Consider the following 15,444-nt stretch of genomic DNA (forward strand, 5'->3'; position numbering starts at 1 on the left):
GCCCCCGGCTGAGACGCCCGGCGGATCCAGGGCGGGAGGTCGGAGCCTCAGTCGTCGAGGTCCTGCGTGACCTTGCCGGTGCGCGCGTCCACCAGCCACTCGCCGCCCCGGGCGGTGTCCACGCTCCAGACGACGGCGCCCGCGTCGCCGTCCAGGTCGACGTCGGTCACCGTGCCCTTCGCGGCGACGGCCCGGACGGCCTCCCGGGCGTCCACCGTCGTGCCCTTCAGGGCGGCGAGGTCCGCACGGCCGTCGTCGTCACCGTCGTCGTCAGTGTCGCGGTGGGCGCCGAGCACCTTGCCGGTGTCCGGGGAGACGGTGACGACGTACTCGGCGCCGTCCGCCTTCACGACGTCCACCTGCCAGGTGCCGGCGCCCTGGCCGTCGTCCTCGCGGTCGGCGGAGACCGCGGTGCCGGGGGCGTGGGCCAGCGCGGCCGCGATCGCCTCCGTGACGCCGGTCTTCGAGTCGGTCGCCGACGTGTTCGTGTCCGCGGCCCGCGCCGCTGTCCGCGCCTCGGCGGCCGGGGCCTGCGCCTCGGCCGCGCCGGCGGTGGACGTGTCGCCGTCCGCGAAGGCGAGGGCGGCGCCCCCGCCGAGCAGGGCGGACACGGCGACGACGGCGGTGACGAGCTTGCGCTTCATGGGGTTCCTCCGGTTCGGGGTCGTTCGCTTTCGACGAGGACCACGCTGCCCGACCGGAGCTGAAGCCCCGCTGAAACCACCTGAAGGGCGCTTCAGGTTCGGTTTGGCACCCTGAGCGCATGCGCCCGCCCGTCATCCGCCACCGCCCCGCCCCGGGCGCCGCCGTGCGCCACCCCTTCCGGATTCTGATCGTCGAGGACGAACGCCGGCTGGCCCTGTCGCTGGCCAGGGGACTCGCCGCCGAGGGCTACGCCGTGGACGTCATCCACGACGGCCTGGAGGGGCTGCACCAGGCCGGTGAATCGCCCTACGACCTGCTCCTCCTGGACATCATGCTGCCCGGCATGAACGGCTACCGGGTCTGCTCCGCGCTGCGCGCCGCCGGTCACGACGTGCCGATCCTCATGCTCACCGCCAAGGACGGCGAGTACGACGAGGCGGAGGGCCTGGACACGGGCGCGGACGACTATCTGACCAAGCCGTTCTCGTACGTCGTGCTCGTCGCCCGGGTGAAGGCGCTGCTGCGCCGACGCGGCCGGGACGGCGGGGCCCCGCCCGTGCTGGCGCTGGGCGCGCTGACCGTGGACACCGCCGCCCGACGGGTCTTCGTCGGCGGGGAGGAGACCGTCCTGACCGCCAAGGAGTTCGCCGTCCTGGAGCATCTCGCGGCGCGGGCCGGCGAGGTGGTGTCCAAGGCCGACGTCCTCGAGCACGTCTGGGACTTCGCCTACGACGGCGACCCCAACATCGTCGAGGTGTACGTCAGCGCGCTGCGCCGCAAGCTGGGCGCCGGGCTCATCCGGACGGTGCGCGGCGCCGGGTACCGGCTGGAGCCGCTGGAGCCCTCGGGGGCGACCGAGCGGCCGGAGCAGCCGGAGGCGGGGCGATGAGCCGCAGGTTCGGCTCGGTGCGGGCGCGGGCGACGCTCGGCGCCGTCCTCGTGGTCGCCGTCGCCCTCGTCGCGGCCGGCGCCGCGGTAGTGCTGTCGCTGCGCTCCCAGCTGCTCGACCAGGCCGACGCGCAGGCGGAGCGCGTCGCACGGACCGTCGCCACCCAGCTGTCCGTAGGGACGGCCTACGACCGGCTCTCCTCGCTGGACGACGACGACCGGCCCGTCCAGGTCGTCGACGCGGCCGGCCGGCAGGTCGCCGCGTCCGAGGACCTGGAGCGGATCAGCGGGACGCCGGCCACGGAGCCCGACGACGACCTCGACCCCGGCGAGATCGAGGACAGGACCCGCTTCGGCGACGGCTCTGCGACCGTCGACGGCGACACGGCCGATTACCGGTTCGCCGCCGTGCAGGTCAGGGACCCGCAGAAGGGCCCGTTGACCGTGTACGCCGGCGCCCCGCTGTCCGCCGAACGCGGCGCCGTGCGCACCGCCCTGACCGTCATGCTGATCGGCTTCCCGCTGCTGCTGGCCGTCGTCGCCGGGGTGACCTGGCTGGTCACCCGGCGGGCGCTGCGGCCGGTCGAGGGGATCCGGCGCGAGATGGCGGCGATCACCGCCTCCGCCGACCTGGGCCGCCGGGTGCCCGTGCCGGACACCCACGACGAGGTCGCCCGGCTGGCCCGCACGACCAACGAGACGCTCGCCGCGCTGGAGAGCTCCGTCGAGCGCCAACGCCGGTTCGTCGCCGACGCCTCCCACGAGCTGCGCAGTCCGATCGCCTCGCTGCGCACCCAGTTGGAGGTGGGCGCCGCGCACCCCGGGCTGCTGGACGTGGCAGGCGCGGTCGAGGACACCGTCCGGCTGCAGCGGCTGGCCGCCGACCTGCTGCTGCTGGCCCGGCTGGACGCGGGGGAGGAGCCCGTGGGCGGACGGCTCGACCTGGCGGCGCTGGCCCGTGAGGAGGCCGCCGGGCGGCCCGCGGTGACGGTGGATACGGCGGCGGACGGTGCGACGGAGGCGGCGGTGGACGGGACGGCGGCAGGCGGGGCAGTGGCGGGCGGGGCAGTGGCGGGCGGGGCGGCGGGCGGGCCGTCCTTGCTGGTGGCCGGGTCGCGGGGGCAGTTGGGGAGGGTGCTGGCCAACCTGCTCGACAACGCGCAGCGGCACGCCCGGACGGAGGTCTCGGTGCGCGTGCGGCGGTCGGGGGACCGGGTCGTCGTCGAGGTGGCGGACGACGGGGACGGGGTGCCCGAGGCCGACCGGGAGCGGATCTTCGAGCGGTTCGTCCGGCTGGACGACGCGCGCAGCCGTGACGACGGCGGGGCGGGCCTCGGTCTCGCGATCGCGCGGGACGTGGCGGCGCGGCACGGCGGGACGCTCACGGTCGGTGAGACGCCGGCAGGCGGAGCCCTGTTCGAGCTCCGTCTGCCGGCCGTCAACGGGTAGTGGGTGCTGTGGCTGTGGCTGTGGCTGTGGCCGCGGCTGTGGTTACGGCCGTCCCCGCCGCCCGCGGAGGTGTTCCGCGACGGGCTTCAGGGCCTTGGAGAGTTCCGCCAGGGCCTCTGGGGACAGGAGATCGATGAAGTGGCGCCGCACGGAGTCCACATGGTGCGGCGCGACCTTCTGCATGGTCTCCATGCCGTGGTCGGTCAGGACCGCGTACAGACCGCGGCGGTCGGACTCGCAGTTCTCCCGGCGCACCAGATCGGCGTTCTCCATGCGGGTGATCTGGTGCGAGAGCCGGCTCTTGGACTGGAGGGTCGCGGAGGCCAGATCGCTCATTCGCATCCGGACGCCCTCCGACTCGGAGAGGTTCACCAGGATCTCGTAGTCGTTCATGGTCAGTCCGAACGGCTGCAGGTCCTTCTCGAGCTGGTACGTCAACAGCCTGTTGACCTCCAGATGGGTGCGCCAGGCGCACTGCTCCGCTTGGGTCAGCCAGCGCGTGGCCGTTTCGGTCTCCATAAATGAAGTCTACCTAAAATGTTGAAAGGCGAACTAGTACGGGTGGTGTGACGGTGCGCACGCGTTCGATGTCACACTCCGCAGACTACCGCTCACAGCCCGAAGCGACGCTGGAGGTCCCCCAGCTGTCCGGGAAGGCGCGGTGCGCCTGACGGCGTGCCGTGGCCCACGTGCCCACCTGGGACACCGCTCGCACCGGGCACCCCCGGCTCGTGCGGAACCACGCCCGTGGCCTGCTCGGCCATGAGGGTCTCGGACGACTGCAGCAGCACCGTGCCGGCGCCGACGAACTCGAACTGGTGCTCCTCCCCGGAAGCGCCGCCCAGGCCCGTCAGTGCACGTAGACCGCCCATCACGCCGGTCATGTACCCGTGGTCGTAGTGATGGCACGGGGAGGGACAGTCGGCCCAGCCCACGAGTGCCTGCGGGTCCACCCGGATCGGAGGTTCCATGAACACCACCGGCCCGTTGGAGGCGGCCACGAACTTTCCGGTTCCGATGAGGGTGAGGAAACCCGGCACGATCGACTGCTTGAGCGACAGACTTGGCTGAAAAGCGAGCAGATTGCCCGAGCGAATGGTCAGGTTGCCGTCTTCGAGGTCGTACGAGTTGACGTCGAAGGCCCGGTCGGCGAGGAGCATCTTGCCCGAGCCCTCCGCCACGACCCAGTCGCTCGCGTGCAGAGGCGAATGGAAGGAAGTTCGCACCAGACGGTCCAGTCGGCCGTGTCCGACGCCGTTGAAGTCGATCGACCCGTAGTAGGCGATCATCTTCCCCTTCTGCAGGAACCACTGGCTCCCCTTGAGCTCCACGCAGAAGGTGTAGTTGTTCACGTTGTCGTCGACCGGCAGGGTCATGGGGTCGTGCACCGTCGGGCCGCCGCCCGGAGCCCCGTACATGCTCACAGCTTCTCCTCGGACGCCTGGACGAACACCGCACCGCTGCCGCTCAGCTCCAGCTGGAAGCCCTCGCCGGAACCGCGGCCCACCATGTCCCGCCAGCCGAGCGCCGTCGACAGCTTGTTGCGGACGTCGCCGTGGTGGGCGACGTAGGCCTGGGGGTCGACGTGGACCGGGCGCTGCGGGGTGATCGGGACCTCGAAGACCCCGCCGTGGGCCATCACGGCGACGGCCCCGTGGCCCTTGAGGGTGGTGGTGAACAGCCCCTGCCCGCTGACCTGGCCGCGGACCATGCCCATGACGCCGCCCTGCGAGCCCAGGAACATCGTGCCCTGCTGGAGGGTGCCCTCGAAGGCGAGCAGGCGGTCCGCCTCGACGCACAGCGTGTCGCCGCTGAGCCGGATGACCTGGACGTGATGCCCGCCGTGCCCGAAGAGGACCGTGCCGTTGCCCTCGACGGTCATCAGCGGCGTGTCCTCGTTGGCGAGTCGCCGCCCGATCATGGACATCACCCCGCCCTGCCCGCCCTGGACGTTGGGAGTGAACGACACGTCGCCGCGGTAGGCCAGCATGGCCCCGCGCTGGCTGAAGAGCCGGGCGCCGGGGACGACGGTCGCCTCGAGCATCTTGGAGTTGATCTCACGGAAGGTCATCTCACACGTCCCCCGCGATCGTGTTGCGCTCGCTCGGCTGGACGTACACCAGGCCGTCCCCCTCGAAGCGGATCTGGAAGGCCTCGCCGCCGCCCTCACCGAGGAACGTGCGGAACGTCACCCCCGACTGGAAGGACTGCCGCACATTGCCCTGGTGCGCGACATAGGCGCCGGGGTCGACGGTGAGCGGGTACTGCGGGCTGACGCGCAGCACCACCGCCGGCCCGTCCGACGTGATCGCCGCCTGGCCGGTGCCCTCGACGGTCGTCGTGAACAGCCCGTTGCCCTGGGTCGCGCCGCGCAGGCCCGTGAAGCTCGTGCCCGTGCGCAGGCCGGCGTCGGTCGCGAGCAGGTTGCTCGACTCGACGAACAGCTTGTCGCCCTGGAGTCGCACGAGGTTGATCTCGGAAGCCCGGTCGGCGAACCAGCACGTGCCCTGCCCCCTCACCTCCATCACCGTCATCTGCTCGCCGGTGAGCCGCCGGGTCACCATGCCCCGGATGCCCTCACCGCCGCCGCTGAGCTTCTTGAAGGCCATCTGCCCGTCGTACGCGACCATCGAGCCGTTCTTCGCCTTCACGGCGTCGCCGGTCATGTCGACGGCGAGCACCTTGCTGCCTTGGAGTCGAAACATCGCCACGGGGCGAAGGTATCGGCCGGACGGGTGCGCCGAACAGCACCCGGAGGTGGAGCAAGACCCTGAACACACCCTTAGGGGGACCGTTTGTCACAATGGACGAACGCTTGTGCGTGCATTCACAAACTCCCTGCTCATCGCCGTACCCCACCCGAAGGTGACCCGTGGACCTCAAGACCGCCTCCGCCCTCCGCCGCCTGCGCCTGGTCTCCGCCCCGGAGGCCGTGTCCTTCCTCCTGCTGCTGGTCTGCTCGGTGCTGAAGCGGACCACGGACTTCGACGCCGTCCGCGTGATGGGCTGGGTCCACGCCGGGTTCTTCGTCCTGTACCTGCTCTTCTGGGCCGACGCCTGGAACCGCACGAAGTGGTCCCTGAAGACCGCGGCCCTCTACTTCGTCCTCGCGGTCCTGCCGACCGGTGGTTTCTTCGCCGAGCGCAAGCTGCGCCGCGAGGCCGAGGACGCGGTCATCGCCTCCCGTGCCCGCAAGGAAGGCGTGGTGAACGCATGATCGTCGCCTTCTCCGTCACTCCCCTGGGTGTCGGCGAGGAAGTCGGAGAGTACGTCGCCGACGCCGTTCGGGTGGTCCGCGACTCCGGCCTGCCGAACCGCACCGACGCCATGTTCACCTCCGTCGAAGGCGAGTGGGAAGAGGTGATGGACGTCGTCAGGCGGGCCGTCGCCGCCGTCGAGGCGCGCGCCCCGCGGGTCTCCCTCGTCCTGAAGGCGGACATCCGCCCCGGCGTGACGGACGGGCTCACCTCGAAGGTGGCGACCGTGGAGCGGCATCTCGCACCGTGACCGTCCCGGAACCGGACGCCCGTCCGATCCGTCCCCCGAACGGGTGCGGATCGGACGGGCGTCCGGCCTGTGCCGCATGACTAATGTCTCCCGGGTCGATCATGTTCCGCGTGCGGCGCGGCACTGAAGGGGAGTGTGCGGTGGCAGGGCGGCACGGGCCGGACCATCCCGGCAGGGCGATCACGGCGTTCCTCCTGGCGGCGACGCTGGCGGCCCTCTGCGTGGGCCAGCCGCCCCGGACGCCCGCCTGCTCGCTCGCCCGGGGCGAACTCACCGTCGACGACCTGCCCGCCGGCTCCTCCGTGCTCGACTGCTCCGCGGTCGGGCGCGTGGTCACCCACGACGGCGCGGGCCTGGCGGTGCCCGAGCCCGGCACGACGGTCAGCGTCGACTCCCTCACCGCGGACGGATCGGCGCATGGCTTCACCCTGAAGGTCGCCCCCGACGGCACGGTCTCCTACACCTACGAGGCCACCCACCCCGGGGCCGGTCACGGCGGAGCCGCCCATGCCGGGGCCGGTCCCACCGGGGTGGCTCAGCCCAAAAGCCCGCACGCCAAAAGCCCGCACGCCAAAAGCCCTCACGCCGAAACCCCTCACGCCGAAACCCCGCACGCCGAAACCCCTCACGCCGAAACCCCTCACGCCGGGACCGCTCACGCAAGGGCCGGCCGCACCGAGGCCGCCCGCGCCCAGGCTGCTCCCGCCGAGGCCGGTGCCGCCGGAATGCCTCACGCCGGGGCTGCTCGCACAGAGGCCGTCCACGCCGGGGCCCCTCGCACCGGGGGCGGGCGGGGAGGGCGGGCCGACGCGCCTGCGCCCTGTGCCGACGACGCCTATGTCACCGCGGGGCGCAAGGCGTACGGCCCGTACGAGTGGTTCCTCGGCGACGGCCACTGGCCGGGCGGGATCTCCCGCGCCGGGGCCCGGCGGGCCTTCGAGGAGGCCGTCGCCACCATCACCGCCAGCCGCAACGACTGCGGTCTCGAGGACCGGGTCGCCGCGAAGGCCCGCTATGTGTCGACCACCTCCAGCGAGGCCGACATCGACCGGGAGACCCGCTGCATGCGCCCCGACGGCCTGAGCGTCTGGGACGCGGGCGACCTCGGCCCCGAGTCCGTCGCCACCACCTGCTCCTGGAGCCGCCCGGCGCCCGGCGGGGGACCGGAGGAACTGCTCGAGGCCGACGTCCGCTTCAACACCCACGACCACGCGTTCACCGACGACCCGTCCGGCGCCTGCACGCAGGCGTACGACCTGCGCAGCGTCGCCACGCACGAGGCCGGGCACGTGTTCGGCCTCGCCCACTCCGGCGCCGGACACGAGAACCTCACCATGTTCGCGAGCTCGTTCGCCTGCTCCACGAGCGCCCGCACCCTCGGCAAGGGCGACGTCCTCGGTCTGCGCAGCCTCTACTGGGCGTCGCCCGACACCAACGCGATGCCCAGCGGCGTCCGCTCGTAGAGCACCTGGTGGCCGTAACGGCGGGACACCAGCAGCCCGGCCTCGCGCAGCACGCCCAGGTGCGCGGAGACCGACGACGGGGCGAGACCGAGGCGGTGCGCCAGCGCCGACGTGCTCGCCGGGTCGTCGAGCGCGCCGAGCACGGCGGCCCGGCCCCGGCCGAGCAGCCGCACCAGCGCGTCGGGGAGGCGCTGAGCACGGTCGGCGGGGTCGCTCCACAGGCCCGCGATGCCCCGCGCCGGGTAGACCAGCGTCGGCTGCCAGGGCGGGTCGAAGCCGCTCACCACGTCCGGCCACGAGAACACGCTCGGCATCAGCACCAGCCCCTGGCCGCCCAGATGCCGCTCGTGCTCGCCGTTCGACGCGACGGTCAGCGTGCCCGCCCGCCAGCCGCACCGCCGGTTGATCTCCGGCAGCAGCCCGCCCAGGCCGACTTCGGCCAGCCGTCGTGAGTGGAAGACGACGTCTGCCTCCAGCAGCGCGCGCAGCCGCGGCCAGTCCGGCGCGAGGAGGGTGCGCCAGATCTCCTCCAGCACGTCGGCGAGCTCGCGGATCATCCGCTCCGGATCTGCCAGCCAGGCCCGTCCCTGCGGCGAGTCCAGTGCGCCGGGGGTGTCCGCCAGCGAGCGGGCGGTGTCCTCGCGGGCGGCGCGCGGATCCGCGGCCCGCACGGCGGCGATCTCCTCCTCGAACCCGGCCGCCGGCCCCAGCGGCGGCGGGCACAGCCAGTCGGGGGAGTGGCCCCGGCGCGGCATGACCAGCCACAGACCGGTCAGGTCGAGCGCCCCGGCCGCCGAGCGGATCCGGCGCAGCCAGGGCGTGTGGTAGCCGTGCCGGTCGGGCCGCTTGAGCGTGCGCGCGACCTCCTGCGTCTCCCACAGCGGGGACACGGCGAACCGGCAGCGCAGGAAGTCCTCCTCCCCGAAGTGCAGCCGCGAGGACACGCCACCCCCTCCTCTCACCCGTCCGACTCTCACCAGCACGCCTCGCACCCACCCGCCCGGCGAACATTCGGCCCTGGCCGAAACTCTAGGACGCGCGCCCGCACCCCAGCACGCTGCCCTGCATGTCAGACGTCACGACGGCCGCCCCCGAGGCCCCGCCCACCGGATACCTCCGGGTCTTCGCCGTCCGCGAGTTCCGGGCCGTCTTCGCCGCCCACCTGCTGTCCATGCTCGGCGTCATCGTCGCCGAGGTCGCGCTCTCCGTCCTGGTCTACGACCTGACGGGCTCACCCCTGCTGAGCGCCCTGGCCTGGGCCCTCGGCTTCCTGCCCTACGTCGTCGGCGGCACCCTCCTCGCGGGCGTCGCCGACCGCTTCCCGGCCCGCCGCGTCCTCGTCGGCTGCGACCTGGTGTGCGCGGCGTGCGTGCTCCCCATGACGGCGCCGGGCGCGCACCTCGCCGTCCTGCTCGCCCTGCGCTGCTGCCTCGCCGTGGTCTCGCCGGTCTTCGCGGGCACCCGCATGGCGACCCTCGCGGACATCCTGGGCGACGGCGACCTGTTCGTCCTCGGCCGCTCCCTGCTGCGCATCACCGCGCAGAGCGCCCTGCTCGTCGGCTTCGGGCTCGGCGGTGTGCTGCTCACCGTGGCCTCTCCGCGCCAGGCCCTCCTCCTCACCGTCGCCACCTTTCTCGCCTCCGCCGCGCTGCTGCGCGTCGGCACCCGTCGCCGCCCGGCCCGCACCCGGACCGGCGGGGCGCTGGTCGCCGACTCCCTCAAGGGCGCCCGGCAGGTCCTCGCCGACCGGCGCACCCGGGCACTCCTGCTGCTCTTCTGGGTGCCGCCGACGTTCGGCGTCGCCCCCGAGGCGCTGTCCGCGCCGTACGCCGACGACCTCGGCGTCGGCTCCGTCGGCCTGGGTCTGCTGATGTGCGCGCTGCCCGTCGGCACGGTCGCCGGCGAGCTGTACGCCGGGGCCCGGCTGCGCCCCGCCGCCCGCGAACGGATCGCCCTCCCGCTCGTCTGTGTCACCCTGCTGCCCTACCTCGGCTACGCCCTGCACCCGGGCCTCGCCGTCTCGCTGCTGCTGCTGGTCGTCGCGGGGGCCGGGTCGGCGTACACCCTCGGCCTCGACCAGTGGATCGTCCGGGACGTCCCGCAGGAGCTGCGCGGACGGGCCATGACGCTGCTCACCGCCGGACTGATGACCTTCCAGGGCGTCGGTATGGCGCTGGCGGGCGTCGCCGCCGAGGCGGCGGGGGTGGCGTGGACCGTCACGGGGGCGGGCGTGCTGGGGGCACTGGCTTGCGTCCTCACCGCCCGGGAGGTCCGCGCGACCGAAACGCGAGACGGGGCTGACCACGATGTGACCGGCCGGTAAGGTCTGGAAGCGTGCCGAAACCGCTCAGTCTCGCCTTCGATCCCATCGCCCGCGCCGACGAGCTCTGGAAGCAGCGCTGGGGGAACGTGCCGTCCATGGCTGCGATCACCTCGATCATGCGCGCGCACCAGATCCTGCTCGCCGAGGTGGACGCCGTGGTCAAGCCGTACGGCCTGACGTTCGCGCGCTACGAGGCGCTGGTGCTGCTCACCTTCTCCAAGGAGGGCGAGCTGACCATGTCGAAGATCGGCGAGCGGCTCCAGGTGCACCCCACGTCGGTCACGAACACCGTGGACCGGCTGGTGAGGTCGGGTCTGGTGGACAAGCGCCCCAACCCCAACGACGGCCGCGGCACCCTCGCAGTGATCACCGACAAGGGTCGCGAGGTCGTCGAGGCGGCCACCCGCGACCTGATGGCCATGGACTTCGGGCTCGGGGTGTACGACGCGGAGGAGTGCGGGGAGATCTTCGCGATGCTGCGGCCCCTGCGGGTCGCCGCGCACGACTTCGACGAGGGCTGAACCGCCACCCCGACCCGGAGCGGCCGGGGGCCTTCCACGCCGAGCGACCGGACGCGCCGGGAGCGCCGACCCGGGGCAAGATCTCCCGGAACGGGTCGTTACGCTCGTCGGCATGAAGAAGAGCGTGCTGACCCGCTACCGCGTCATGGCCTACGTCACCGGTGTGCTGCTGGTCCTGCTGTGTCTGGGCGTCATCGCCAAGTACATCCTGGACGTCGACGGGGCCGCGGACTTCACGCGTGTCGTCGGATTCGCGCACGGCTGGCTCTACGTCCTCTACCTGGTCTTCGCCTTCGACCTGGGCTCCAAGGCGAAGTGGCCGGTCGGCAAGCTGCTGTGGGTGCTGCTGGCCGGGACCGTCCCCACGGCCGCCTTCTTCGTGGAGCACAGGGTCAGCCGTGAGCTGGCCCCCACCGGAGCGGTCGAGGACCCCGCGACCGTCAAGGCGTAGCCGCGGCACAGGCCGGTTCGCCCGGGATCACCGGACGTCCCTGCCTGCAGCTGTCGACATTTACTTGGACGTCCTAGTAAATTCGAAGCATGGACGCTGACGTCATCGAGGAAGGCCGCCGTCGCTGGCAGGCCCGGTACGACGCTTCGCGCAAGCGTGAGGCCGACTTCACCACGCTCTCCGGGGACCCGGTGGAGCCGGTGTACGGGCCGCGGGCCGGTGACACCTACGACGGCTTCGAGCGGATCGGCTGGCCGGGGGAGTACCCCTTCACGCGCGGTCTCTATCCGACGGGCTACCGCGGGCGCACGTGGACCATCCGGCAGTTCGCCGGGTTCGGCAACGCCGAGCAGACCAACGAGCGCTACAAGATGATCCTGGCCAACGGCGGGGGCGGCCTCTCCGTCGCCTTCGACATGCCGACCCTCATGGGCCGCGACTCCGACGACCGGCGCTCGCTGGGCGAGGTCGGCCACTGCGGCGTCGCCATCGACTCCGCCGCCGACATGGAGGTCCTGTTCAAGGACATCCCCCTGGGCGAGGTCACCACGTCCATGACGATCAGCGGGCCCGCCGTGCCCGTCTTCTGCATGTACCTGGTCGCCGCCGAACGGCAGGGCGTCGACCCCGGCGTCCTCAACGGCACCCTCCAGACGGACATCTTCAAGGAGTACATCGCCCAGAAGGAGTGGCTCTTCCCGCCCGAGCCGCACCTGCGTCTCATCGGCGACCTGATGGAGTACTGCGCGGCCGGCATCCCCGCCTACAAGCCGCTGTCCGTCTCCGGCTACCACATCCGCGAGGCCGGCGCGACGGCCGCGCAGGAGCTCGCCTACACGCTGGCGGACGGCTTCGGGTACGTGGAGCTCGGTCTCAGCCGCGGGTTGGACGTCGACGTGTTCGCGCCCGGGCTGTCCTTCTTCTTCGACGCGCACCTCGACTTCTTCGAGGAGATCGCCAAGTTCCGCGCGGCGCGCAGGATCTGGGCCCGCTGGATGCGGGACGTGTACGGGGCCAAGACCGACAAGGCCCAGTGGCTGCGCTTCCACACCCAGACCGCCGGCGTCTCGCTGACCGCCCAACAGCCGTACAACAACGTGGTGCGCACGGCCGTCGAGGCGCTCGCGGCGGTGCTCGGCGGCACCAACTCGCTGCACACCAACGCCCTCGACGAGACCCTCGCGCTGCCGAGCGAGCAGGCGGCCGAGATCGCGCTGCGCACCCAGCAGGTGCTCATGGAGGAGACCGGCGTCGCCAACGTGGCCGACCCGCTGGGCGGTTCGTGGTTCGTCGAGCAGCTGACGGACCGCATCGAGGCCGACGCGGAGAAGATCTTCGAGCAGATAAGGGAGCGCGGGCTGCGGGCCCATCCCGACGGGCGGCACCCGATCGGTCCGATCACCTCCGGCATTCTGCGCGGCATCGAGGACGGCTGGTTCACCGGGGAGATCGCGGAGTCGGCGTTCCGGTACCAGCAGGCCCTGGAGAAGGGGGACAAGCGCGTCGTCGGCGTCAACGCGCACACCGGGTCGGTGACCGGGGACCTGGAGATCCTGCGGGTCAGCCACGAGGTGGAGCGCGAGCAGGTGCGCGCGCTGGGCACGCGCAGGGCGGCCAGGGACGAGCAGGCCGTGCACAGCGCCCTCGCGGCGATGCTGACGGCGGCCCGCGACGGGGCCAACATGATCGGCCCCATGCTGGACGCGGTGCGCGCCGAGGCCACACTGGGCGAGATCTGCGACGTGCTGCGGGACGAGTGGGGCGTGTACACAGAGCCGCCGGGCTTCTGAGCGACCCGCGACGCCGGGGGCGGGGCGGGTCCGGCGTGACGCCGGGGTGCGGCTGGAATCCGGCGTGACGCCGGGGCGGCGCGGTGCCGAACGGGCACCGGCGCGGTGCCGGACAGGCACCGGCGCGGTGTCGGGGCGGCAGGGCCGGCCGGGCATCCGGCGTGACGCCGGGGCGGCTCGGGGCGGCTGACGGTCCGGTGCCGTCCCGCCCGCATGTCCCCGGGCGCGAATGGCGTCGGCCCCCTTCCGGTGCGGAGGGCTTCGGATGCGTCCCGCTGCGCGGGGCTCGGGCTGTGCCCAGCCTGGCTTGGGGGTTCGGGCCGGCCTGGGGGTTCTCGGGCTGTGCCCGGGCTTGGGATCTCGGGCTACGCCCCGGCGTGGGGCCTGGGAGCTATGCCCCCGGCGCGAGGGCCGGGGTGCGTCGCGGGCTGCTCGGAGGCCGATGCCAGGCCCAGCAGCAGGACCCGGGTGAAGCCGCGCACCCACTCCTCGTCCGCCGGTTCCGCGCTGACCAGGGTGCGGTGCACCACCGCGCCCGCCACCACGTCGAAGATCAGGTCGGCGGTCCGCACGGCCTCGGCCGGGTCGGACTCCGGGGGGAGTTCGCCGCGTGCCTGGGCCCGGGCGCGGCCCTCCAGGACCAGGCCCTTCTGCGGGTCGACGATGGAGGCGCGGATGCGCTCGCGCAGAGCGTCGTCGCGGGTGGATTCGGCGACGACCGCCATCAGGCCGCTCTTGGCCTCCGGGCGCGCCAGGATCGCCGCGAACTGCAGGACCACGCCCTCGATGTCGGCGGCGAGGGTGCCGCAGTCGGGGAGTTCGAGCTCGGCGAACAGTTCCGCGACCGCGTCGACGACCAGTTCGTTCTTGCCGGCCCAGCGGCGGTAGAGCGTCGTCTTGGCGACGCCGGCGCGCGTCGCCACGTCGCCCAGGGTCAGCTTCGACCAGCCCAGCTCGACCAGCGCCGCACGTGTCGCGGCCAGGATCGCGGCGTCCGCGGCGGCGCTGCGCGGACGGCCGGTGCGGACGGCGGGCGGGCGGCTCTGCATTCTCCGACCATAACCGCAGGTTTTTCCGCTGCGTCCGTGAGGCAGATCACTGAAGGGCGCTTGGTGCGAGGGCACTCGGTGCCATTACGCTACGGCTCGTAGCGAAAGCTCGCGACGGACGTACGCGAGCCGGACCGGCACGGCGCGGGGTGGGGACCCGAGCGCTCGTGTCCGGGCTGTTCGAGACGTATGGGGATCGCATTTTCACGCTGGCGCGCGGACGGGGGAGGATGGACGCATGCAGCCACGGAACATGTCCATGAGCGGAGTCGTCGACCTCGCCGCGGTGAAGGCGGCCCAGGAGGCCAAGGCCAAGGCGGAGCAGACGCGCGCCGAAGCGGCACGGCACGGCGGCGCCGGCGCCGTCTCCCCGGCCGATCTCGTGATCGACGTCGACGAGGCGGGGTTCGAGCAGGAGGTCCTGCAGCGGTCCGCCGAGGTGCCCGTCGTCATCGACTTCTGGGCCGAGTGGTGTCAGCCCTGTAAGCAGCTGAGCCCGGTCCTGGAGCGACTCGCCCTCGAGTACGACGGCCGCTTCCTGCTGGCCAAGATCGACGTCGACGCCAACCAGATGCTGATGCAGCAGTTCGGGGTGCAGGGCATCCCGGCCGTGTTCGCCGTCGTCGCCGGACAGGCACTGCCGCTCTTCCAGGGCGCGGCCGGCGAGGCGCAGATCCGTCAGACCCTCGACCAGTTGGTACAGGTCGCCGAGCAGCGGTTCGGGCTCACCGGCCTGACCGTCGACCCCGACGCCGAGCCGGGCGACGCCCAGGCGGCCCCGGCCGAGCCCGTCGGACCGTACGACGCGCTCCTCGAAGCCGCCGTGCACGCGCTGGACGCGGGCGACTTCGCCGGCGCGGTCCAGGCCTACAAGAACGTGCTCGCCGACGACCCCGGTAACCCCGAAGCCCAGCTGGGGCTTGCGCAGGCCGAGTTGCTCCAGCGGGTGGGCGGCATGGATCCGCAGCAGGTGCGCAAGGACGCGGCCGAACGTCCCACGGACGTGACGGCCCAGATCGCCGCGGCCGATCTGGATCTGGTGGGCGGTCATGTCGAGGACGCCTTCGGCAGGCTCATCGACACCGTGCGTCGCACGGCCGGTGACGACCGGGACGCCGCACGCGTGCGGTTGCTCGAACTGTTCGACGTGGTCGGTCCCGAGGACCCGCGGGTGGCGGGGGCGCGGCGGGCGCTGGCGCGCGCGCTGTTCTGACCCGGCCCGGCCCCGGGTGCTGACCAGTCGCTAAACGTCAGGGCCAGTGGTGCCGGAGTGAAATTTTCGTCAAAGTGGTTCCCCGGCGGCCGCGCTTTACCAAATCTTGGTAATCGCGGCCGCTGTTACTAGGAGTAAGACCAGG

General features: G+C 72.5%; 17 protein-coding genes. 10 read left to right on the forward strand and 7 right to left on the reverse strand.

The genetic code is table 11. The features are described 5' to 3' along the window. Nucleotides 1-47: 47 nt before the first annotated feature. Nucleotides 48-644: a PepSY domain-containing protein gene (locus QA802_RS28665; protein WP_334528441.1), complete on the reverse strand. Its 597-nt coding sequence runs from the start codon at nt 642-644 to the stop codon at nt 48-50. A 119-nt stretch (nt 645-763) separates the two neighbouring features. Between QA802_RS28665 and QA802_RS28670 the strand changes: the two genes are divergently transcribed. Further along, nucleotides 764-1,534, forward strand: a complete 771-nt coding sequence (locus QA802_RS28670) for a response regulator transcription factor (protein WP_334528444.1) — start codon at nt 764-766, stop codon at nt 1,532-1,534. Continuing rightward, a complete protein-coding gene (locus QA802_RS28675; protein ID WP_334528447.1) occupies nt 1,531-2,982 on the forward strand; it encodes a sensor histidine kinase in 1,452 nt (483 codons plus the stop codon). The genes QA802_RS28670 and QA802_RS28675 overlap by 4 nt, the downstream gene beginning before the upstream one ends. 42 nt (nt 2,983-3,024) lie before the next feature. Here the strand turns inward: QA802_RS28675 and QA802_RS28680 are convergent, their stop codons facing one another. From QA802_RS28680 to QA802_RS28695, 4 genes are all read right to left on the reverse strand, one after another. Then, entirely contained in the window at nt 3,025-3,501 is a 477-nt protein-coding gene (locus QA802_RS28680) for a MarR family winged helix-turn-helix transcriptional regulator (protein WP_306949224.1), read from the reverse strand. 92 nt (nt 3,502-3,593) lie between these two features. Continuing rightward, nucleotides 3,594-4,400 carry an AIM24 family protein gene (locus QA802_RS28685; protein ID WP_334534956.1) on the reverse strand — a complete coding sequence of 269 codons (807 nt, stop codon included), beginning with the start codon at nt 4,398-4,400 and terminating at the stop codon, nt 3,594-3,596. A gap of 2 nt (nt 4,401-4,402) precedes the next feature. After that, the gene (locus QA802_RS28690; protein ID WP_319172157.1) at nt 4,403-5,053 is read right to left on the reverse strand and encodes an AIM24 family protein; all 651 of its coding nucleotides are present in this window, start codon (nt 5,051-5,053) and stop codon (nt 4,403-4,405) included. 1 nt (nt 5,054) lies between these two features. Continuing rightward, on the reverse strand, nt 5,055-5,687 hold the full coding sequence (locus tag QA802_RS28695; RefSeq protein WP_319172187.1) for an AIM24 family protein: 633 nt from the start codon (nt 5,685-5,687) through the stop codon (nt 5,055-5,057). A gap of 167 nt (nt 5,688-5,854) precedes the next feature. Here QA802_RS28695 and QA802_RS28700 point away from each other — a divergent pair, with 167 nt between their 5' ends. The 3 genes from QA802_RS28700 to QA802_RS28710 all read left to right on the forward strand — a co-directional run bounded on the left by QA802_RS28700 (nt 5,855) and on the right by QA802_RS28710 (nt 7,952). Then, on the forward strand, nt 5,855-6,199 hold the full coding sequence (locus tag QA802_RS28700) for a DUF3817 domain-containing protein (protein ID WP_334528458.1): 345 nt from the start codon (nt 5,855-5,857) through the stop codon (nt 6,197-6,199). Then, on the forward strand, nt 6,196-6,489 hold the full coding sequence (locus QA802_RS28705) for an MTH1187 family thiamine-binding protein (protein ID WP_334528461.1): 294 nt from the start codon (nt 6,196-6,198) through the stop codon (nt 6,487-6,489). Before QA802_RS28700 ends, QA802_RS28705 begins: the two co-directional genes overlap by 4 nt. A 140-nt stretch (nt 6,490-6,629) precedes the next feature. Further along, entirely contained in the window at nt 6,630-7,952 is a 1,323-nt protein-coding gene (locus tag QA802_RS28710; protein ID WP_334528464.1) for a matrixin family metalloprotease, read from the forward strand. Here QA802_RS28710 and QA802_RS28715 read toward each other — a convergent pair. Then, entirely contained in the window at nt 7,901-8,896 is a 996-nt protein-coding gene (locus QA802_RS28715; protein WP_334528467.1) for an ArsR/SmtB family transcription factor, read from the reverse strand. The two genes, QA802_RS28710 and QA802_RS28715, sit on opposite strands and share 52 nt — an antisense overlap. Before the next feature lie 122 nt (nt 8,897-9,018). On the opposite strand from QA802_RS28715, the gene QA802_RS28720 reads away from it, so the two are divergent. The 4 genes from QA802_RS28720 (at nt 9,019) to icmA (ending at nt 13,037) form a co-directional block, all read left to right on the forward strand. Next, nucleotides 9,019-10,275, forward strand: coding sequence for an MFS transporter (locus QA802_RS28720; protein WP_334528469.1), 1,257 nt, complete (start codon nt 9,019-9,021; stop codon nt 10,273-10,275). Nucleotides 10,276-10,286: 11 nt separating this feature from the next. Then, the gene (locus QA802_RS28725) at nt 10,287-10,796 is read left to right on the forward strand and encodes a MarR family winged helix-turn-helix transcriptional regulator (RefSeq protein WP_334528471.1); all 510 of its coding nucleotides are present in this window, start codon (nt 10,287-10,289) and stop codon (nt 10,794-10,796) included. A 112-nt stretch (nt 10,797-10,908) separates the two neighbouring features. Beyond that, nucleotides 10,909-11,247: a DUF3817 domain-containing protein gene (locus tag QA802_RS28730; protein ID WP_334528473.1), complete on the forward strand. Its 339-nt coding sequence runs from the start codon at nt 10,909-10,911 to the stop codon at nt 11,245-11,247. A gap of 89 nt (nt 11,248-11,336) precedes the next feature. Further along, a complete protein-coding gene (icmA, locus tag QA802_RS28735) occupies nt 11,337-13,037 on the forward strand; it encodes a coenzyme B12-dependent isobutyryl-CoA mutase large subunit (protein WP_334528476.1) in 1,701 nt (566 codons plus the stop codon). 365 nt (nt 13,038-13,402) lie between these two features. Here the strand turns inward: icmA and QA802_RS28740 are convergent, their stop codons facing one another. After that, entirely contained in the window at nt 13,403-14,086 is a 684-nt protein-coding gene (locus tag QA802_RS28740) for a TetR/AcrR family transcriptional regulator (RefSeq protein WP_334528479.1), read from the reverse strand. Nucleotides 14,087-14,324: 238 nt separating this feature from the next. Here QA802_RS28740 and QA802_RS28745 point away from each other — a divergent pair, with 238 nt between their 5' ends. Continuing rightward, complete coding sequence (locus tag QA802_RS28745) at nt 14,325-15,299, forward strand: tetratricopeptide repeat protein (RefSeq protein WP_334528482.1); 975 nt, start codon at nt 14,325-14,327, stop codon at nt 15,297-15,299. The last annotated feature ends 145 nt before the right edge of the window (nt 15,300-15,444 follow it).

The organism is Streptomyces sp. B21-105, from assembly GCF_036898465.1.
Lineage (GTDB): Bacteria > Actinomycetota > Actinomycetes > Streptomycetales > Streptomycetaceae > Streptomyces.